The following is a 20,504-nucleotide window of genomic DNA, read 5'->3' on the forward strand; positions in this document are numbered from 1 at the left end:
GAGATAGCACCTCAATAATATTATAACAATTTATACGCTTAAAGACCAGTGTGACCAAATCCTCCATCGCTTCTTTCAGTATCACTTATCTCTTCTACTTCAACAATTTCTGGAGTTTCAATTTTCATAAAAACAATTTGTGCGATTCTTTCGCCATCTTTAATTACAACATCCTCTTTACTCATATTTATTAGAATGACTTTTAACTCTCCCCTATAATCCGAATCAATTGTTCCTATTCCATTTGGCAAACCTAGACCTTTTTTTAAAGCTAAACCTGATCTTGCTCTAACTTGTGCTTCGTAACCTTTTTCAAATTCTAAAAATAAACCAGTTGGTACTAAAACTCTATCAAGCGATTTTAAAATTAAATCTTTATCTAGGTTTGCTCTTAAATCCATGCCTGATGAGCCATCTGTTTCATATTTAGGAAGTGGATGTTTGCTTTTATTAATAATTTTTAATTTCATAAATTCCCCTTTAAAAAATCGCATTAAAATAAATCTTAATGCGACTAAATTTTTTATTTATCTTGTTCTTTTTTGTTAGCTTCTCTCTTTAAAAGAGCTTTTCTTGAAAGTGAAATTTTACCAGTGTCTTCAGCAATATCAATTACTTTAACTTCGACTGTATCGCCAACCTTTAGAACATCATCAACGCTATTTGTTCTTTCGTGAGCAATTTCTGATATATGAAGAAGTCCTTCAGTTCCTTTTTTAATTTCAACAAAGGCACCAAATTTAACGATTTTCTTAACTTTTCCAGTATAAACTTCTCCAACTTCAATTTCTTTTACTATGTCTTCAATTATAGCAATTGCTTCTTTAGCTCTTTCATCACTTTCTGAAAGAATAGAAATTCTTCCGTCATCATCAATGTCAATTTTAACACCAGTTTGTTCAATAATTTTATTAATTATTTTTCCACCAGCACCTATTACTTCGCCTATTCTTTCAGGGTCAATAGAAATCATGTGAATTATTGGAGCGTACTTAGATAGTTCTGCTCTTGGTTTTTCAATAGTAGTAGCTATGTGGTCAAGTATTTCAAATCTTGCAACCTTTGCTCTTTCAAGTGCAACTTCAAGAATTTCTTTTTTTATTCCTTCAACTTTAATATCCATTTGAATAGCTGTAATACCATCACGAGTCCCAGCTACTTTAAAGTCCATATCTCCAAAATGATCTTCAAGGCCTTGAATATCAGTCAAAATTTTTATAACACCATTTTCTTCAATAAGACCCATGGCAATCCCAGCTACTGGCGCCTTAATTGGGACACCTGCGTCCATGAGAGCAAGTGTAGATCCACATACAGATGCTTGAGATGATGAGCCATTTGATGATAAAACTTCAGATACAACTCTAATTGTGTATGGGAAAGTTTCACTATCAGGTATTACTGGAAGAAGTGCTCTTTCAGCTAAAGCACCATGACCAATTTCACGTCTACCTGGTGATCTTGATGGCTTAGTATCGCCTACACAAAATCCAGGGAAATTGTAGTGGTGAATGTATCTCTTTGGCTTGTCATCTCCAAGTCCATCAATTACTTGTTCTTCGGAGATAGCTCCAAGTGTTGCAATAGATAGCACTTGAGTTTGTCCTCTTGTAAATAATCCTGAACCATGAGTTCTTGGTAAAACTCCTACTTCAGATGAAAGAGGTCTTATTTCTGTTAACTTTCTATCGTCAGGTCTTCTTTCTTCTTCAAGAATTCCACGTCTTACTTCTGTTACTTCAATTTCTTCTAAAGCGGCTTCAATGTCTTTGGAATGTTCTTCCATTAAATCATCAAAGTGTTCCCTTATTTTTTCTTTTGCTGCATCAGTTTTTTCAACTCTTACAATCTTATCTTTTTGTCTTATTGCTTCAACAAGTAAATCTTTTCCGTATTCTTTTACTTTAGCAACTATTTCTTCGTCAGCCTTAAATACTTCATATTCAGCTTTTTCTTTACCTACTTCAGATGCAATTTCATTAGTGAAAGTACAAATTTCTTTTATAACTTCATGTCCTTCTAGAATTGCTTCTAACATTTCAGCTTCACTTACTTCTTGTGCACCAGCTTCTACCATCATAATAGCAGATTCAGTTCCTGCAAGAGAAAGATTGATTCTTGAATTATTTCTCTCTTCTTCATTAGGATTAATAATGTATTTTCCATCAATAAATCCTACTTCTACTGAACCAGTAGGTCCATCGAAAGGAATATCAGAAATAGAAAGAGCAACAGAAGAACCTATCATAGCAACAATTTCTGGTGAGTGATCTTGATCTACGCTTAGAACTGTAGCCACAATATGCACATCATTTCTATATCCTTCTGGGAAAAGAGGTCTAAGAGGTCTGTCGATTAATCTAGCAGAAAGAGTAGCTTTTTCACTTGGTCTTCCTTCTCTTTTAATAAATCCACCAGGAATTTTTCCAACTGCATACATCTTTTCTTCGTAATCAACACTTAGAGGAAAAAAGTCGATTCCCTCTCTTGGGTTTGATGAAGCTGTTGCTGTAACAAGTACAACAGTATCTCCATATTGAACTAAACAAGCTCCATTAGCTTGCTCTGCAACTTTTCCAATTGTAACTTTTAACTGGGAACCTGCAAGATCCATTGTATAAGTTTTTTCCATGTTTCCTCCTTCTAATAAATAATAAGAAAGAGCGGAATTACCGCTCCTATTATCCTCTTATTTGTAGTTTTTTAATAAGTGTACGATATCTTTCTATATCACTATTTTTTAAATATCTTAATAAGTTTCTTCTTTTACCTACCATTTTAAGAAGCCCTCTTCTTGAGTGGTGGTCTTTTTTGTGAACTCTTAAGTGTTCGTTTAAATCGTTAATTCTTCTAGTAAGAATGGCGATTTGTACTTCTGGTGAACCTGTGTCACCTTCGTGAGTTTTAAATTCATCAATAATAATTTTTTTAATATTTGGTTCTAACATATTTTCCTCCTAAATTTTTAATAAAGCTAATCAAAGTAGGCGTCGAGGAGCGTCGAACTGTGAATAGCTATTTAACCTTTTACATATTACCATGAAATGCGGTAAATGTAAAGTTATCTATTCTTTGTAACTAAAACATCTTTTGCAATTTGTTTAAATAATTCGTCAATACTATTAAATTTTAATTCAGGTCTAACAAAATCTAAAAGTTCAAGTTCTACAATTTCGCCATATATATCTTCGTTGAAATCAAGAATATGAGCTTCAATTTTGATTCCATCATGTTCTACTGTAGGGTTAGTGCCAATATTTGTAGATGCTTTATATTTTTTGCCCTTAACAATAATATCTGTGTCATATACTCCAAATTTTGGAATCACAAAATTATCCATTAATTCAAGATTTGCTGTTGGATAGCCCATTTTCTTACCCAAACCTTTGGCATGGATAATTTTACCAATAAGTTTATAGGGTCTTGAAAGAAGAAAATTTGCTTCTTTAATTTTGCCAGCCTCTATTAGTTTTCTAATTAAAGAAGAAGAAATTTTTTCACCATCATAAGATATTTGTTCAATTACTTCAATAGTTTCAAATAAGCTCTTATTTTCATTTAAAAAATTTACATCGCCAGACTTTTTATATCCATAGGTGTAATCATATCCAACTACAACGCCTTTGATTTTTAAATTTTTTGCTAAAAATTCATCCAAAAACTTAATAGGACTATAAGACATAAATTCTTTGGTAAAATTAATTAGGTAAATTATATCTACACCTAAACTATCAAGAATTTCAAATTTTGTCTTATTAGTTGTGATGATATCTTTTTTCCCTACTTTTATAAGATTGTCTGTATGCTCATTAAAAAGTAAAAGACTGGATTTAATATTTAATTTTTTTGCATTTTCTATTGCCTTTTGTATTAATTTTATATGACCTTTGTGAACTCCGTCAAAATTACCAAGTGCTATAACTGATTCCTCTTTTGCCTTGTAGTTTAAGTCAATTTCAATTATTTTCATAAATCACCTATTAATCTCTTCTTCATTTTGATAAAGATTTCTCCATCTTTTTTTATAACTTCCCCTATACCTAAAAATTTATTATCTGAATAAACTCTATAACTTTCAACTTTTAAATTATCTTTTAGTTTATAAAATTGACCATTTAGAAATCTTTGACAAAAACTATAAGGAATTTCAACTTTATCAAAGTCAGCCAGAGCCAAGTCCATTGGCAAAATTTTATCTTTAATTTCATCAAGACTCATATTTTCAAAGTCAGAAACTTTTACTGCATCTTCTATTTTGAAATACCCAGTCCTTACTCGTCTAAGTTCAGTAAGTGTTCCATAACTTCCTAAAGCTTCTCCAATATCTTTAGCAAGAGACCTAATGTATGTTCCTTTTGATACAGAAGTCCTTATCGAGAATTCATCTTTTCCATTAAAATCAAGAAGTGTATTGCTAAAAATTTCAACTTCTCTATTTTTTATTTCAACTTCTTTACCTTCCCTAGCATATTCATATAACTTTTTACCATTAACCTTTAAGGCAGAATAGATTGGTGGTTTTTGAGATATTTTTCCTATAAATTTTTTTAAAACATTTCTTATTTCTTCTTCAGAAATATCGACTTTTTCTTCTTTTAAAATTTCTCCAGTTATATCAAAGCTATCAGTGAGAAGACCAAGCTTAATCCTTGCTTCATACTCCTTGTTACTAGAAAGAATATAGTCACTTGTTTTTGTTGCTTTTCCAATGGAAATTACAAGCACTCCTGTTGCCATTGGGTCGAGAGTTCCTGTATGACCAACTTTTTTTATGCCCAATTTTTTTCTTACTTTATAAACTAGATCGTGGGAAGTTATACCCTTGTCCTTGTCAAAAATTAAAAGACCATCCATCATAATTGTTCTTCAGCTACTTTTACAAGGTCAAGTTTTGCTTTTTCTAGGTCTAAGTGATTAATTGTACCACCAGATGCCCTAATATGGCCACCACCATTAAATCTCGATGCGATTTTAGTGCAATCCAAATATGATTTTGACCTTAGTGATAATCTTATGCAGTCATCTTTCTCTTTTAATAAAACTGCAAGTTCAACTGTATCTATATCTCTAACAAACTCAACAATTCCATCTGCATCAGCCTTTTCAGCTTTAGATTTTTCCATATCTTCTTTTGTTACAAATACAACTGCAATTTTATTATCATCGAAATATTCAATAGAATTCATTGCACGAATTAAAAGGTCTGTCTTTTGTCTAGTTCTGCTTTGATACACATTTACAGTTACTTCATTTATATCAATATCATATTCAAATAATTCTGACGCAATTAAAAAAGTATCAGAAGTCACAGAGGAATATTTAAAGGAGCCCGTGTCAGTAGAAAGCCCTGTAAATAGTGAAGTTGCAATTTCTTTATTAAGCTCTAAATCAAGTGTTTTAAAAATTCTTGATAAGACTTCACAAGTTGCTGGCGACTTGTCATCCACGATATTTAAGTCTGCGTATTTTGTATTACTAAGATGATGGTCAATATTAACTGTATGTTTTGATTTTTCGAATATTTTTTTAATATTGTTGCCCATTCTGTTTTCGTCTGATGAGTCAAGTGCAATAAATAAATCAAAATCTTTTTCTATATCTTCTGGAGATTTTGAAAAGTTTAAGTTTGGCAAAAATTTAAAAGAAGATGGAATGCTATCATCAAGTACATAGATAACATTTTTCCCAAGTTTATTTAACATGCCTACCATTGCTGTTACTGAGCCCAAATTATCTCCATCAGGATTTAAGTGTGAAGCTACACCAATAGTTTCACACTTATCTATTAATTTTTTAAAATCTAATGAGAGTTCTTTAAAATCAGTCATCTTTGCGATTTACCTCTTCGATTAATTTGTCAAGTTCAAGAGCTTTTTCAATGGAATCGTCTTTTATGAATATTAGCTCAGGCATAGTTCTAAGTTTAACCTTTTTAGATAATTCTTTTTTTATAAATCCCTTTGCAGAATTTAATCCTTCTACAGCTTCATCTCTATCAAAGTCATTCCCAAGAACAGATACATATACTTTAGCAAATGATAGGTCATTTGTAACTTCTACGTGAGAAATACTTGTAATAGATGGTATTCTAGGATCTTTTAATTCATTTTGGACAATGTTTGAAATAGTTCTTCTAACTTCTTCAGATATTCTGTTAATTCTTTTATTGTTCATTATGCTCTCTTAACTTCCTTTAAGATATAAGATTCTAAAAGATCTCCTTCTTTAATGTCATTAAAACCATCAATGACAAGGCCACCTTCAAATCCTGTTGCAAGTTCTTTTGTATCGTCTTTAAATCTCTTTAAAGATGCAATATCCCCTTCATGAATTACAACATCATCTCTTAATACTTTAACTTTAGAATTTCTCAAGATTTTACCATTTAATACATATACACCAGCAACCATTTGGTTGTTTGGAAGTTTAAAGGTTTGTCTTATTTCACATCTTCCAAGAATCTCTTCGACTATATCTGGATCAAGCATACCCTTAGCTGCTTGTTCAATGTCATTTATGATTTCATAAATTACTCTATAAGTTCTAATTTCAACTTCTTCTGATTTTGCAAGTTCGATTGCATTAATATTTGGTCTTACATTAAATCCAATTACAATTGCATTAGATGCAGAGGCAAGTGTTACGTCAGATTCATTAATTCCACCAACTCCTGAGTGAATAATTGAAATTTTGACTTCGTCAGTAGATAATTTTAAAAGAGATTGATTTAAAGCTTCAACAGAACCTTTAACATCAGCTTTAACGACAATATTAAGCTCTTTGACATCTTCTTCAGAGATTTTTTCAAATAGATTATCAAGACTTATCTTTGTTGTTTGACTTAATCTTTTTTCTCTTGATATTTCAGAGTTTTTATCTGCAATGGCTTTTGCAGTTTTATCATCCTTAACTGCATATATTGTATCGCCGGCATTTGGGACATCATTTAAACCAAGAACTACAACTGGCATAGATGGACCAGCTTTTTTAACTTTCTTTCCCTTGTCATCTTCCATAGCTCTGATTCTACCTGAACAAGTTCCAGAAACTATTGGGTCTCCAAATCTTAAAGTACCATTTTTAATAAGAATAGTAGCCATAGGACCCTTTGCCTTATCAAGATTTGCTTCAATAATTGTACCAACAGCTCTTCTATTAGGATTTGCTTTTAACTCTCTCATTTCAGCAACTAAAAGAATCATTTCAAGAAGTTCATCAATTCCTTCTCCAGATTTTGAAGAAACTCCAACAACAATTGTGTCTCCTCCCCACTCTTCAGCTACTAAATTTTCATTCATTAGCTCTTGCTTTACTCTTTCAGGGTTTGCTTCTGGTTTATCAATTTTTGTAATTGCAACTATAATTGGTACTTCAGCAGATCTAGCATGAGAAATAGCTTCGAGAGTTTGCGGCATTACACCATCGTCTGCAGCTACAACAAGAACAGCTATATCAGTTGTTTGCGCACCTCTAAGTCTCATAGAAGTAAATGCTTCGTGACCAGGAGTATCCAAGAAAGTAATCTTCTTTCCAGATAAATTAACTGTATAAGCTCCTATGTGTTGAGTAATTCCACCAGCTTCTGATTGTGTTACATGTGTTTTTTTAATTGAGTCAAGAAGTGAAGTTTTACCATGGTCAACATGACCCATAACTGTTACTACAGGAGGTCTAGTTTTTAGATCTCTTTCTTTATCTTTTCTAAGAAGACCATATTCTTCTTCAACTGATTCATCTAGCTTAGGTTCTTCAAGGTCTATTTCAATTCCAAGTTCATCTGCTAAAAGAATACAAGTATCTTCATCAATACTTTGATTTTGATTAGCCATTACTCCAAGACCTATTAATTTTGTAATTACTGTAGAAACAGATACGCCAAGTTGATCTGCAAAGTCCTTTACTGTTATTGGTGCAATCACTGTTATAGGATCATCCCCTCTATTTTCTTCCTCTGATTTGTGCTTTGACTTAACTTTTTTCTTTGGTTTTTTCTTAGTTAAATCTCTATTGTAGGAGTTATTGTTCTCCCTTTTGTTATCTTTTTTATTTTTTAATTTCTTTTTATTATTTCTAAAATCATCATCTTCATCAAAAGATTCTTCTATTTTATTTTTGTGATTTTTATTATGTTTATGATCTTTATTTTTTTCTTCATCAAATGATTTATCTTCTTGTCTATCATTACGCTTTTGATGATCTTCCTTGTTTTTATTTATAGCCTTTTCTTGCTTAATTTTATTAGAATTTGCAAGGCCTTTTTTTTCTTTTACATCTCTACTTTTGTTAGAATCATTATTCTTTACAGGAGATTCATTTTTAGAAGAATTTTTCTTGTATAAATTTCTTATTTTTTCTTCATCAGCACTTTCCAATGTTGACATGTGATTTTTAACAGATATTTGCATCTCATTTAATTTTAAAATCAATTCTTTACTTGTAATACCTATTTCTTTTGCCAACGCGTGCACTCTAATTTTTGACAAATTGAACACCTCCTTAAAAGAAGCTTATTCCACAGAATTAATCAGTTTTTCATATACTTCTTCACTAATTTCTGTCGTAAATGCCCTATTTAGGGATTTTGACTTTATCGCTTTTTCCAAACAATTCTTGTCATTACATAAATAAGCTCCTCTTCCATTTGCCTTTCCAGTTTTATCTATAGAGATTTCGCCGTCTTTGTTTTTTACAACTCTGATTAAATCTCTTTTTTGTTTTTGCTCTCGACAACCTATACAAGTACGCATAGGTATTTTCCTAATTTTAGTCATTTTTTACTCCGTTAAATTAAGAATGTTTAATCATCATTTTCTTCTATTTCATTTTTATTTTCGCAAATAGAATTATCCTCTGAAGAAAGTATTTCATCGCTAAATTCTTTTGGATTTTTTTCTTTAGAATTTGCAGATAATTCAGAATTATCATCATTATTTTCTTCAAAGCTCACTTCTTCAAGTTCAACTTCTTCTGGAATTTCTTTTTTTGCATTTTCAAATTCTTCAGCTAATTCTTCTTCGCTTATTCCCCTATCTTCAAGATATTCTTCAAATTGCTCGTTAGATTTAATATCAATTTTCCAACCAGTTAGCTTAGCTGCAAGTCTAACATTTTGACCTTCTTTACCTATAGCTAGGGATAATTGATAGTCTGGAACTATTGCCAAAGCTGATTTTTCAGCTTCATTCACAAATACTTTTTCCACTTTTGATGGGCTAAGTGAGTTTGCTATAAACTTATCAATTTCTTTTTCGTAAATTACAATATCAATTTTTTCATTGTGTATTTCATCCACAATAGCATTTACTCTTTGACCCTTGTATCCAACACAAGAACCCAATGGGTCAACTTCAGGGTCTCTAGAAAATACAGCAATTTTTGTTCTTGAACCAGCTTCTCTTGAGATAGAATAAATTTCTACGATACCTTCATTAACTTCAGGAACTTCTAATTCAAAAAGTCTCTTTATTAAATCTGGATGAGATCTTGAGAGAATAATTTGTGGACCCTTTGTAGATTTTTCTACTGATAGAATTAACATCTTATATCTATCGCCATGTTCATATTTCTCATTGCTAATTTGTTCGCCATAAGGCAAAACTGCTTCAGTAGTACCTAAATCAATATAAACATTATTATAGGCTTTTCTTTGAACTAATCCTGTAATAATTTCCTTTTCCCTTTCAACATACTCATCAAAAACAATATCTCTTTCAGCATCTTTAATTCTTTGAATTACAACTTGTTTAGCAGTTTGAGCTGCAATTCTTCCAAAGTTTTTGGGATGTATTTCCAAATTATATACATCACCTAATTCATAACTAGGGTCAATTTTTTTTGCCTCTTCCAAAGATATTTGAAGTTGTTCATCTTCAACAATTTCAACAACATCTTTTGATGCAAATAATTTAATCTCTCCAGTTTCTCTATTCATATTTACGATTACATTTTGTGATGTCCCGTAATTTTTTCTATAACTGGATACCAAAGCTGATTCCAATGCTTCAAAGACTATTTCTTTTGAAATCCCTTTTTCTTTTTCGATTTCATTTAAAGCGTCTATAAACTCTTGGTTCATACATTCCTCCATTAAAATTTAATAGTTTGTTTCATTGATGAAATTGATTTAATTGGAATTGCAATTTCTTTTTCATCTAAAGTACAATATACATTTTTATCATCATACTTATCTAAAACAAAACTAAATTCTTTTTTACCGTCTATTGGCGCATAAAGTTTAACATCAACTTCATTGCCAAGGTTTCTTCTATAGTCATCTTCTGTTCTTATAGGTCTATCAAGTCCTGGAGAAGAAATCTCAAGATAATAAGGATTCTTCAAAATTTCAAGATTATCCAATTTTTTTTCTAAATTTCTACTCATTTCTGTACAGTCATCTAAATCAATTCCTTCTTTTTTATAAATAAAGATTGAAAGAAGGTCGTGCTTTGACCCATTTTGAAATTCTATGTCTACAATCTCGTATCCAAGTTCTTTTGCTACCTCTTCAGCTAGTGGGTAAATTTCTTTTTTTAACTCTTTTTTATTCACTTAACACCTCACTACTAAAAAACAAAGAGTGGGTTTGCCCACTCTTTACACTAAAATATCTTTCTTATTAAATTATAACACAAATTAGTTAAATTACAAGTTTTCAAAAATTAAATAGTGAGATTTGATTAGTCTCATCTAGGTTTATAAGCATACCATTCTTTTGTAAGATTGAAATTACAGAATTACCTGCCTTAGTTCTTTTAGAAAAGTCTTCAATTGATAAAAATTTTGACTTAACTGCTTCTTCTTCAATACTATTTGCACAGTTTTCTCCTACGCCAGGAATTGCTCTAAGGGGCATCCTTATCTTTCCATCTTCAATGGTAAATTTTGATGCCTTTGATTTATATAAATCAGCTTGCAAAAATTTAAAACCTCTTGCATACATTTCAAGAGCAACTTCAGATACTCTTATCTCTCCCTTATCTTTAGCAGTAGGATTTTGAATTTCTCTTAAGATTTTAATTCTGTTTTTTAAAAAGCCTGGTCCCTCAATAATATTTTCTCCATTAAAATCATTTAATTTAATAGTGAAAAATGTTGCATAAAAAGCAAGAGGATAATTAATTTTATAATATGCAATTCTATATGAAAGCATAACATAAGCTACGGCATGAGCCTTAGGGAACATATACTTGATTTTTTTACAAGAATCAATATACCATTCAGGTAAATCCAAGTTGTTCATTATGTGTTCTTGTTCCTCAGTAAGTCCCTTTCCCTTTCTAACCTTTTCCATTGTATCAAAGGCCATTTTGTTTTCTGCACCTGCATTTATAAGATAAACCATTATATCTTCTCTTGTTGCAATTACATCTTTAAGCTCTGCTCTCCCTGAGTCTACAAGTTCCTGTGCATTTGAAATCCATACATCAGTTCCATGTGATAGTCCAGAAATTCTTATAAGATCTGCAAAATTTTTAGGCTTAGTTTCTTTTAACATAGAAATAACAAAAGATGTCCCAAATTCTGGTATCCCAAGAGTACCTGTTTCACAAGAGAAAATTTCATCATCCATGTTAAAAATATCTGCACTGTTAAATATTGATAATGTTTTTTCATCGTCAAATCTTATTTTATTTGAATCTAGACCAGTAAAATCTTCTAACATTTTAATAATTGTAGGACCATCGTGTCCAAGTATATCTAGTTTTAAAATCTTACCATGAATAAAGTTGTAGTCAAAATGAGTAGTGATTACTCCTGAAGTTGAATCATCTGCTGGATACTGAATTGGCGTAAAGTCATAAATACTGTTGCTTTTTGGAACAATCATTACACCACCAGGATGTTGTCCGCTAGTTCTTTTTCCGTCCGTTATTGCCTTTGAAAGTCTATCTACTTCAACAGGAGAAATATTTTTTCCTTCAAAATATTTCTTAACGTAGCCATAGGCAGTTTTTTCAGCAATTTTTCCAATAGTCCCAGCTCTAAATACATATCCTTCGCCAAATAATTCTTCAGTGTATTTATGTGCTTGAGGTTGATACTCACCAGCAAAGTTCAAGTCAATATCAGGTTCCTTATCCCCATAAAAGCCTAAAAATACTTCAAAAGGTATATTGTGACCATCCTTTTTCATTGGAGTTCCACAATCAGGACAAATTTTATCTGGCATATCAACGCCGGATCCATAAGTTAAATCTTTTGTGAACTCTGAATGTTTACAATTTGGACAAATATAATGTGGTGGAAGAGGATTTACTTCTGTAATTCCAGACATTGTAGCTACAAAAGATGAACCAACAGAGCCTCTTGAACCAACGAGAAATCCATCATCATTAGATTTTTTTACAAGTTTTTGGGCAATTATATATAGTACGGAATATCCATTAGAAATTATAGATTTGAGTTCCTTCTCTAGCCTTTCTTCAACTATTGGTGGAAGTTTATCGCCATAAATTTCGTGAGCCTTTTTGTAGGTCATATCTCTAAGACTTTCATCAGAGCCTTCTATAACTGGAGGATACTTTCCATCAGGAATTGGTTTTATTGCCTTTAATTCATCTTTTATATTATTTGTATTTTTAACAACAACTTCGTATGCCTTTTCTTCTCCCAAATAAGAAAACTCATCAAGCATCTCTTCAGTTGTTTTAAAATAAAATTTTTGCTCACGATTAGCTCTAGGATCTGGTCTTCCAGGTTTTCCATTTAATACAATTCTTCTAAGAATATCTTCTGACTCTTCAAGATAATAAGTATCTGAATCTGCTACAACAGGAATATTTAATTTTTCACCAAGCCAAACAATTTTTTTGTTGATTTCTTCAATATCATTATTTGTAAATTTACCATCTTGGATTGCCATTATGTTATCACTTTTTGGTTGAATTTCAAGAAAGTCATAATATTTTGCAATATTTAGAAGTTCCTCATCAGGACACATCCTATATACTGCATCAAAAAGTTCTGAATTTGCATTTCCAGAGCCAACTAAAATACCACCTCTATATTGATCTAGTAAAGTTCTTGGTACCTTTGCTGTAAAATTATAAAATTTCATGTGAGAAGCAGAAATTAATTTATATAAATTTTTAAGACCTAGTTCATCTTTTACTAATAACAAAACAGAACTTTCAAACAATCGTTTCGAATCAATGTTTATTGTTTCTTCGTTTAAATTATCAAAATTAAAAATTTTTTCTCTCTTAAATCTATCAATTAATTTTAAAAACATAGCTGCTGTAGCTTCAGCATCATTTACTGCTCTATGTGCGCCAACAAGAGAAACTCCAAGATTTTTACAAAGTGTCCCCAAATTAAATCTTTTCATATCAGCCATTATAGCTCTAGCCATAACAAGTGTATCAAGGATTGGATGATTAAATTCTAAATTATTTTTGGAGTATTCTCTTCTAATGAAAGAAATGTCAAATTTTGCATTGTGAGCTACTAATACAGAATCTTTGGCAAAATCATAAAATCTTGGTATTACCTCTTCAATAGTTGGTTCATGTTCTACTATTGCATTACTAATACCAGTAAGTTCAGCTACAACCTGTGGTATTTCTTTTTCAGGATTAATCAATTGCGAAAATCTGTCGACAATAGCACCATCTATTATTTTTACTGCACCTATTTCTGTAATTTTATCATTTCTTGAAGATAATCCTGTAGTTTCTATATCAAATACAACATAGGAATTGTAATCTTTATTTGAATTGTAATTAGTGACAATTTTCTCCAAGTCATCTACGAAATTTATATCAGTTCCATATAAAATTTTAAGTCCACTTGCCTCCCCTGCTTCCATGGCTTCTGGGAAGCCTTGAACATCATTTGTATCAGATATTGCTAGAGCATCATGTCCCCAAAGCTTTGCTCTTTTTGCAAAATCTGTAAATGAGGTTACGCCAGACATTTGACACATCTTTGAGTGAATTCTAAACTCAGTTCTCTTTTCATCTGAATAATCCATTCTAATAACTTTATCTCTTTTTTCAATGTATCTAATCATAATTGTTTCACATCTTGAAAAGTTATCATAATTTACATTTCCAGTAATTAGGACATGATCATTTCTTTTAAAGTTATCTAGAAATTCCTCTGATTTTTCTGGCTTTAAAAATATTTTAGCTAGAGTTGATGAAGTATAATCGGTAATTGACAGTGAAATTAATATATTTCCAGTTTTCAATTCCCTGGTTTCTACGTTAAAAATATCAACTTCTACTGTAACCTTTTGAGAATTTACATTTACATCAATGAGCTTTTGTATATTATCAATATCTTTTTTACCATAACTATTTATTTTTTTAACTTTATTTTCTTTAACCTTATTTTCTGTCTTTGTTTTGACTTCCAATTCATGTTTTGCAGAGATAACTTCCTCTGCCTCATCAATTTGTGAGATAAAAGATTCTATAATTTCATCTTCAACTATTTCTTTTACAAAGTCAAAATCAACTTTATACGAGCCAAAGATTTTAAGCTCATTTTCTAGAAAATTTCCAAAACCATTTTTAACAAGACTGTAATAGGCCTCTTCTGTTGGAAGTATTATTTCAATTTTACTTTCTTCTTTTTTTATTTCAATTTCTTCAATCCAAATTTTTGATGATGGATTATATTTTAATATTTCTGAGCAAATTAAATCATCTTCACTTTTATACAGAGAAGATGATTTGAATTCAACATAAATTTTGTATTCTTCTAAATTTTTTGAAAAAACTTCTTTAATTTTTTTCTTTAAACCATTATCTAATTCATTATTAGAAAATATAACAAAAAATACTTCGCCATTATTTTTATTTCTTTTTATGGATTCTACACAAATATCTTCTGTAATATCTTCTGAAACTAATTCTAATTTTTTAAAAATTTCTTTTAATAAAATCAAATTTTCACCCGATTTTTTCTATTTCCAATAAAAGCTCATTTAAAAGTTCTTCTTCAGGAACTTTTTTTATAATTTTTCCTTTAGAAAAGATAAGTCCTTCTCCATTACCACAGGCAATTCCAATGTCAGCTTCTCTTGCCTCACCAGGTCCATTTACTGCACAACCCATTATTGCCACTTTTAAATTCTTATCCATTTCGTAAAGTCTGTCTTCTACACTTTTTACAATTTCTATCAAATTAACTTTTGTCCTTGCACAAGTAGGGCAGGAAATTAAATCAATTCCCTCTCTTCTTAAATCTAGTGCTTTAAGTATGTCTTTTGCAGCAATGACTTCATATAATGGGTCTGATGTTAAAGACACTCTTATAGTGTCTCCTATACCCTCTGCTAAAAGAGTTCCTATACCAATTGCCGATTTTAAAATTCCTTTCTTTGGTGTACCTGCCTCAGTTACACCAAGATGAAGTGGATAATTCGACATCTCAGAAAATTTTCTATAACTTTCTATTGTCAAGTTTACACTAGATGCTTTAAGGGAGACAGCAATATCGTAAAAATTATTTTTTTCAAGAATTTCAACTTCTTCCATAGCACTAAGACATATTGAAGATGCATTGACCCCCTTAAATTTATCCAAAAATTCTTGCTTTATAGAGCCAGAATTGACACCAACCCTTATTGGAATATTGTAAAATTTGCAAGCTTCAATGACTTCTTTTATTTTCCAAGAATCGCCAATATTTCCTGGGTTTAATCTAATTGCATCACTTTCATTTTTTGCAGCAGCTAATGCAAGTTTATAATCAAATTGAATATCAGATATTATTGGAATTTTGATTTCTTTTTTTATTTTTTTTATAGCAGCAGAATCCTCTAAATCATTTACAGCCATTCTTATAATATCGCAACCTGCATCCTCTAGTTTTTTAATTTGAGAAACAGTAGATTTTATATCTTTTGTATTTGTATTAGTCATTGATTGAATTGAAATTAAAGAATCTCCACCAATAGGTACATTTCCAACATGAATTTTTTTTGTTTCTTTTCTTTTTATCATCTACTAAACAACCTTCCAATATCATTAAATATAGTTACATAAATCATTAAACTAAATAAAATACTCATTCCAATTAAAGTAAGCCTTTGTTCAAATTTTTCATTCATAGGTTTCCCTCTTAAAGCTTCAATTAACAAAAATAAAAATTTTCCTCCATCTAGGGCTGGAATTGGAATTAGGTTGAATACACCTAAATTGACGGAAATTAATGCTAAAATTTGTAGAAAATTTAAAAATCCCTTTGAAGATTCAGATCCAATCATTTGGACAACACCTACTGGGCCTGAAAGATATTCCATTTTAAAAGAGCCGTCAATAATCATTTTTAAACTTTTTAAAATCATAAGAGACATGTCAAAAGTCCTCTTTGCACCAATTTCAAAGGATTTAAAAGTTGAATGTTTTAACTTAGAGGTAATACCAATTAAATACATTTTATTATCATCTGAGTATTTTGGTTTAATAATAAAAGTTCTTTCTTCACTATTTCTTTTTATTTTAAAAGAAAGATCTCTTTCTTTATTTTTTGAAATAAGAGCATTTATATCATATATGTCCTTTATTTTAATTCCATTAATTTCAACTATTCTATCTCCAGATTTAAGACCTGCTATTTCTGCTGGAGAATTTTCTACAATTTTATCAATTTCATTTGATCCGTAACCTAAAATTAAAAAAATTAAAGTGAAAGCAATAAAAGCCAATACAAAATTCATAAAAGCTCCTGCTAAAACTACTCCCATCCTTTTTACAATGGGTGCATTGTTAAAAGCTCTTGGATCATGAGAATTTTCTTCTTCTCCCTCCATAGCTACATAACCACCAATTGGAAGTGCTCTTATACTATATGCTGTCTCTCCTTTTCTCTTTTGAAAAATTTTTGGACCCATGCCTATAGAAAATTCATTGACTTTTATTCCAGATAGTTTTGCTACAGTAAAATGACCAAATTCGTGGAGCATTACAACTAATAGAAATACTACAACAGAACTTATTAAAGTAATCATTTATCCTCCTTAAATTAGGTTGTATAAAATATAAATAAAAGGACTTATAAAAATTAAGCTATCGAATCTATCAAGGATTCCACCATGCCCAGGAAGAATTTGTGCATAGTCCTTTATTTCTGTATATCTTTTTATCTTAGATGCAAATAAATCTCCAAATTGACCGGCAATAGAGGATAATAAAATAATTAATACTACAAGTGCATTAATGTTATAAATTCCATTATATTTATTGAGCATTACAAAATAAATTGTAGTAATAATTAAAGAGAAGAAAGTTCCTCCAATTGCACCTTCCACAGATTTATTTGGGCTTACCTTTTCAATTAATTTATGTTTTCCAAAAGTTGAACCTACAAAATAAGCAAAGGTATCAGTTGAAAAAGAAATTACAAAGGCTGAGATGATTAAATTAATATCATCTATGCTAGCCAATAAATTTAGTAAAAATATTACATAAAAATAAGTAAAAGTTGTGTAAGCATAATCTTTTATTTCATAATTTTCTAAAATTACTAAAAGACATGAATTTATTATAAAAAACAGTATAAGAGCATAGATTAAATTTCTATCGAAAAAAGAGCACAAAAAAGTTATAAAAGCACCAAAAAATAAAATCGGTAAAAATAATTTTATTCCTTTTTTAAAAAGAGCATTGTAGATTTCTCTTAAAGCTTCAAGGGTTAAAATAAAAAACGAAATTTTAATAGCATTTAGTCCTAAATAAAAAATTAAAATTATTAAAAAAATCCCAACAATTCCAGTGGAAACTCTCTTTTGTAAATCTGTCAAATTATAGACCTCCATACCTTCTATTTCTCTGTTGAAAATCATAAATAGCCTTGTAAAATTCATTTTCATGAAAATCAGGCCACAAAATGTTTGAAAAATAAAACTCACTATAAGCTAATTGGTAAAGTAAAAAATTAGAAACCCTAAGTTCTCCACTAGGTCTAATTAAGAGGTCAAGGTCATCTTGACCTGATGTATAAAGATAATCTTTAAAGCTTTCTGTGTTAATATCATCAATATTGATCTTTCCACTAATAATATCTTTATAAATATTTTTACTTGCCCTAACTATTTCACTTTGTCCACCATAATTTAGCCCAATATTTAATATCATTTTATCATTTGATTTTGTTTCCTGCAATGCACCATTAATTAGTTTAACAATTTGCTCAGGAAAAACAGTGTAATCTCCCAATACTTTAATTTTTACATTGTTCTTTTTAATTTTTTCTAACTGACTCTTTATGTAAAAAGCTAATAAGTCCATAAGTTTAGAAATTTCATCACTTGGTCTCTTCCAGTTTTCAGTGGAAAAAGCATAGAGAGTTAGAGATTTAATATTAATTTTATAAGCGGCTTCTACAATTTCAATAACTCTTTTAGTACCTTCTTTGTGACCAAAGGTTCTAGGCATATTTCTATTTTTAGCCCATCTTCCATTTCCATCCATGATAATTCCTACATGTTTTGGTATGTTTTCTAAATCTAATTTTTCGTAATAGTTCATAAAACTCCTTAAAAAAAGAGCCTTAGACTAATCTAAGGCTAAAATTCAAATTTCCATAAGTTCTTTTTCTTTATTTTCTGCTACTTTGTCAACTTCTTTTGTATATTTATCAGTTAACTTTTGAATATCTTCTTCGTAAGAAGATTTATCATCTTCAGAAATTTCTTTAGATTTTTCAGCTTTTTTAATTTCTTCCATTGCGTCTCTTCTTACATTTCTAATGGATACTTTTGCTTCTTCAGCATATTTTCCTACAAGCTTAGTTAAATCTTTTCTTCGTTCTTCTGTAAGTTGAGGAATAACAAGTCTAATAATCTTACCATCATTTGAAGGAGTTATTCCTAAATCAGATTTCAAAATCGCTTTTTCAATCTCAGGAATTAAACTTGCATCCCAAGGTTGAATTGAAAGAAGTCTTGGTTCAGGAGCAGACAAACTTGCAACTTGATTAACTGGAGTTTGTTGTCCATAATATTCAACGTGGATTTTATCAAGTAAAGTTGTATTAGCACGGCCTGCTCTTATAGACTGAAGTGATTCAGTAAGTGAATCCACAGTTTTTTTCATTCTGGACTCAGTATTATTTTTTAGTTCAGATATCATAATATCCTCCTATTTAACATTTGTACCAATATCTTCGCCACAAACAACTTTATACATAGCATCTTCTTCATCTATTCCAAAAACTCTTAAAGGAATATTGTTATCCATGCAAAGTGTAGTTGCTGTGCCATCCATAATTTTTAAGTTTTTATTTAATATTTCTCTATAACTTAAATTATCATATTTTTTTGCATTAGGATTAACATTAGGGTCAGAATCATAAATTCCATCAGTGCCCTTTTTAGCAAGTAATATTACATCAGCATCAATTTCTGCAGCTCTTAATGCAGCTGCTGTATCAGTTGAAAAGTATGGATTACCAACACCAGCTGAGAATATTACAACACGTCCCTTTTCTAAATGCCTAATAGCACGTCTTCTTATATAAGGTTCTGCAACTTGTTTCATTTCAATTGCAGTTTGCACACGAGTAATAACGCCTAATTTTTCTAAAGAGTCCTGCAATGCTAAAGCGTTCATCACAGTACCTAACATACCCATATAATCAGATGTAGCACGGTCAATATTATTTTCGTCGCGTCCTCTCCAAAAGTTTCCTCCGCCTACAACAATACCTGTTTCCACACCTAAATCATAAATTTTCTTTACTTGCTTTGCGATTAAATTGACATAATTAATATCAATACCAACAGAGTTTGAGCCTGCTAAGGCTTCTCCACTTAGTTTTAAAACAATTCTCTTATATTTTGGCATTTACTCCTCCAATTTGTTAACCTATTTGTTTAGCTACTTCTTCAGCAAAGTCTTCTTCTCTTTTTTCAAGACCTTCGCCAACTTCAAATCTAACAAATCTTCTGATTTTAATGTTTTCGCCAATTTTTGCAATTAAATCGTTTAAAATATCTCTAATTTTTTTATCAGGGTCTTTAATGAAATCTTGGTCAAGAAGACAAATTTCTTCATAGAATTTTTCAAGTCTGCCTTCAACCATTTTTTCAATAATGTGTTCAGGTTTATTTTCGCCTCTAGCTTGTTCAGTAAGAACCATTTTTTCATGTTCTACTTCTTCTGCTGGGACTTCTTCACGACTAACATATTTTGGAGCAACTGCTGCAACTTGCATAGCAATATCTCTTACAAAAGCTTTAAATTCTTCATTTTTTGCAACGAAATCTGTTTCAGAGTTAACTTCTACTAAAACTCCAATTCTTCCACCGTGAATATAAGATTCAACAAGACCTTCAGAAGCTATTCTTGATGCTTTCTTTGCAACTGAAGCAAGTCCTTTTTCTCTTAGAAAGTCAACTGCCTTGTCCATATCCCCATTTGTTTCTGATAAAGCTTTTTTGCAGTCCATCATACCTGCGCCAGTTTTTTCTCTTAATTCTTTAACTAATGCTGCTGTAATAGCCATTTTAATTCACTCCTTATTTATTTTAAAAAAAAGAGAGTTTTAAAGGA

19 protein-coding genes are annotated in these 20,504 nt (G+C 30.5%); all 19 read right to left on the reverse strand.

Features of this window, described 5'->3' with window-relative positions; translation table 11 throughout:
* Positions 1-38 precede the first annotated feature (38 nt).
* The 19 genes from dut to tsf all read right to left on the reverse strand — a co-directional run bounded on the left by dut (position 39) and on the right by tsf (position 20,457).
* On the reverse strand, positions 39-470 hold the full coding sequence (dut, locus tag PTSHG_RS01485; RefSeq protein ID WP_019107163.1) for a dUTP diphosphatase: 432 nt from the start codon (positions 468-470) through the stop codon (positions 39-41).
* Positions 471-523: 53 nt separating this feature from the next.
* Positions 524-2,632: a polyribonucleotide nucleotidyltransferase gene (locus PTSHG_RS01490; protein WP_019107164.1), complete on the reverse strand. Its 2,109-nt coding sequence runs from the start codon at positions 2,630-2,632 to the stop codon at positions 524-526.
* 49 nt (positions 2,633-2,681) lie between these two features.
* A complete protein-coding gene (gene rpsO, locus PTSHG_RS01495; RefSeq protein WP_019107165.1) occupies positions 2,682-2,948 on the reverse strand; it encodes a 30S ribosomal protein S15 in 267 nt (88 codons plus the stop codon).
* A gap of 113 nt (positions 2,949-3,061) precedes the next feature.
* Complete coding sequence (locus PTSHG_RS01500; protein WP_019107166.1) at positions 3,062-3,970, reverse strand: bifunctional riboflavin kinase/FAD synthetase; 909 nt, start codon at positions 3,968-3,970, stop codon at positions 3,062-3,064.
* A complete protein-coding gene (gene truB, locus PTSHG_RS01505) occupies positions 3,967-4,857 on the reverse strand; it encodes a tRNA pseudouridine(55) synthase TruB (RefSeq protein WP_019107167.1) in 891 nt (296 codons plus the stop codon). Before truB ends, PTSHG_RS01500 begins: the two co-directional genes overlap by 4 nt.
* Positions 4,854-5,828 carry a DHH family phosphoesterase gene (locus PTSHG_RS01510; protein WP_019107168.1) on the reverse strand — a complete coding sequence of 325 codons (975 nt, stop codon included), beginning with the start codon at positions 5,826-5,828 and terminating at the stop codon, positions 4,854-4,856. Before PTSHG_RS01510 ends, truB begins: the two co-directional genes overlap by 4 nt.
* Positions 5,821-6,174: a 30S ribosome-binding factor RbfA gene (gene rbfA / locus PTSHG_RS01515; RefSeq protein WP_019107169.1), complete on the reverse strand. Its 354-nt coding sequence runs from the start codon at positions 6,172-6,174 to the stop codon at positions 5,821-5,823. Before rbfA ends, PTSHG_RS01510 begins: the two co-directional genes overlap by 8 nt.
* Positions 6,174-8,483, reverse strand: coding sequence for a translation initiation factor IF-2 (gene infB / locus PTSHG_RS01520; RefSeq protein ID WP_019107170.1), 2,310 nt, complete (start codon positions 8,481-8,483; stop codon positions 6,174-6,176). The genes rbfA and infB overlap by 1 nt, the downstream gene beginning before the upstream one ends.
* A gap of 24 nt (positions 8,484-8,507) precedes the next feature.
* Positions 8,508-8,771 (reverse strand): RNase P modulator RnpM, encoded by a 264-nt coding sequence (gene rnpM / locus PTSHG_RS01525; RefSeq protein ID WP_019107171.1) that lies wholly within the window; start codon positions 8,769-8,771, stop codon positions 8,508-8,510.
* Positions 8,772-8,797: 26 nt separating this feature from the next.
* Positions 8,798-10,075, reverse strand: a complete 1,278-nt coding sequence (gene nusA / locus PTSHG_RS01530; protein ID WP_019107172.1) for a transcription termination factor NusA — start codon at positions 10,073-10,075, stop codon at positions 8,798-8,800.
* An 11-nt stretch (positions 10,076-10,086) separates the two neighbouring features.
* Positions 10,087-10,548, reverse strand: a complete 462-nt coding sequence (locus PTSHG_RS01535) for a ribosome maturation factor RimP (RefSeq protein ID WP_019107173.1) — start codon at positions 10,546-10,548, stop codon at positions 10,087-10,089.
* Between the two features lie 103 nt (positions 10,549-10,651).
* Positions 10,652-14,893: a PolC-type DNA polymerase III gene (locus tag PTSHG_RS01540; RefSeq protein WP_019107174.1), complete on the reverse strand. Its 4,242-nt coding sequence runs from the start codon at positions 14,891-14,893 to the stop codon at positions 10,652-10,654.
* A 4-nt stretch (positions 14,894-14,897) separates the two neighbouring features.
* Complete coding sequence (gene ispG, locus PTSHG_RS01545) at positions 14,898-15,953, reverse strand: flavodoxin-dependent (E)-4-hydroxy-3-methylbut-2-enyl-diphosphate synthase (protein ID WP_019107175.1); 1,056 nt, start codon at positions 15,951-15,953, stop codon at positions 14,898-14,900.
* Positions 15,950-16,960 carry an RIP metalloprotease RseP gene (gene rseP, locus PTSHG_RS01550; protein WP_019107176.1) on the reverse strand — a complete coding sequence of 337 codons (1,011 nt, stop codon included), beginning with the start codon at positions 16,958-16,960 and terminating at the stop codon, positions 15,950-15,952. Before rseP ends, ispG begins: the two co-directional genes overlap by 4 nt.
* A gap of 9 nt (positions 16,961-16,969) precedes the next feature.
* The gene (locus tag PTSHG_RS01555; RefSeq protein ID WP_019107177.1) at positions 16,970-17,752 is read right to left on the reverse strand and encodes a phosphatidate cytidylyltransferase; all 783 of its coding nucleotides are present in this window, start codon (positions 17,750-17,752) and stop codon (positions 16,970-16,972) included.
* 1 nt (position 17,753) lies between these two features.
* Entirely contained in the window at positions 17,754-18,479 is a 726-nt protein-coding gene (locus tag PTSHG_RS01560; protein ID WP_019107178.1) for an undecaprenyl pyrophosphate synthase, read from the reverse strand.
* 45 nt (positions 18,480-18,524) lie between these two features.
* Positions 18,525-19,082, reverse strand: coding sequence for a ribosome recycling factor (gene frr / locus PTSHG_RS01565; protein ID WP_019107179.1), 558 nt, complete (start codon positions 19,080-19,082; stop codon positions 18,525-18,527).
* 9 nt (positions 19,083-19,091) lie between these two features.
* The gene (gene pyrH, locus PTSHG_RS01570; RefSeq protein ID WP_019107180.1) at positions 19,092-19,796 is read right to left on the reverse strand and encodes a UMP kinase; all 705 of its coding nucleotides are present in this window, start codon (positions 19,794-19,796) and stop codon (positions 19,092-19,094) included.
* Between the two features lie 16 nt (positions 19,797-19,812).
* On the reverse strand, positions 19,813-20,457 hold the full coding sequence (tsf, locus tag PTSHG_RS01575) for a translation elongation factor Ts (RefSeq protein ID WP_019107181.1): 645 nt from the start codon (positions 20,455-20,457) through the stop codon (positions 19,813-19,815).
* Positions 20,458-20,504 lie beyond the last annotated feature (47 nt).

It is taken from the genome of Peptoniphilus senegalensis JC140, from assembly GCF_000321025.1.
Classification (GTDB): Bacteria; Bacillota; Clostridia; order Tissierellales; family Peptoniphilaceae; genus Peptoniphilus_A; species Peptoniphilus_A senegalensis.

What these genes read in the sequence shown, in the direction of transcription:
- dut (WP_019107163.1), bottom strand. Translation starts at nt 470, where the DNA reads ATGAAATTAAAAATTATTAATAAAAGCAAACATCCACTTCCTAAATAT.
- PTSHG_RS01490 (WP_019107164.1), bottom strand. Translation starts at nt 2,632, where the DNA reads ATGGAAAAAACTTATACAATGGATCTTGCAGGTTCCCAGTTAAAAGTT.
- rpsO (WP_019107165.1), bottom strand. Translation starts at nt 2,948, where the DNA reads ATGTTAGAACCAAATATTAAAAAAATTATTATTGATGAATTTAAAACT.
- PTSHG_RS01500 (WP_019107166.1), bottom strand. Translation starts at nt 3,970, where the DNA reads ATGAAAATAATTGAAATTGACTTAAACTACAAGGCAAAAGAGGAATCA.
- truB (WP_019107167.1), bottom strand. Translation starts at nt 4,857, where the DNA reads ATGATGGATGGTCTTTTAATTTTTGACAAGGACAAGGGTATAACTTCC.
- PTSHG_RS01510 (WP_019107168.1), bottom strand. Translation starts at nt 5,828, where the DNA reads ATGACTGATTTTAAAGAACTCTCATTAGATTTTAAAAAATTAATAGAT.
- rbfA (WP_019107169.1), bottom strand. Translation starts at nt 6,174, where the DNA reads ATGAACAATAAAAGAATTAACAGAATATCTGAAGAAGTTAGAAGAACT.
- rnpM (WP_019107171.1), bottom strand. Translation starts at nt 8,771, where the DNA reads ATGACTAAAATTAGGAAAATACCTATGCGTACTTGTATAGGTTGTCGA.
- nusA (WP_019107172.1), bottom strand. Translation starts at nt 10,075, where the DNA reads ATGAACCAAGAGTTTATAGACGCTTTAAATGAAATCGAAAAAGAAAAA.
- ispG (WP_019107175.1), bottom strand. Translation starts at nt 15,953, where the DNA reads ATGATAAAAAGAAAAGAAACAAAAAAAATTCATGTTGGAAATGTACCT.
- rseP (WP_019107176.1), bottom strand. Translation starts at nt 16,960, where the DNA reads ATGATTACTTTAATAAGTTCTGTTGTAGTATTTCTATTAGTTGTAATG.
- PTSHG_RS01560 (WP_019107178.1), bottom strand. Translation starts at nt 18,479, where the DNA reads ATGAACTATTACGAAAAATTAGATTTAGAAAACATACCAAAACATGTA.
- frr (WP_019107179.1), bottom strand. Translation starts at nt 19,082, where the DNA reads ATGATATCTGAACTAAAAAATAATACTGAGTCCAGAATGAAAAAAACT.
- pyrH (WP_019107180.1), bottom strand. Translation starts at nt 19,796, where the DNA reads ATGCCAAAATATAAGAGAATTGTTTTAAAACTAAGTGGAGAAGCCTTA.
- tsf (WP_019107181.1), bottom strand. Translation starts at nt 20,457, where the DNA reads ATGGCTATTACAGCAGCATTAGTTAAAGAATTAAGAGAAAAAACTGGC.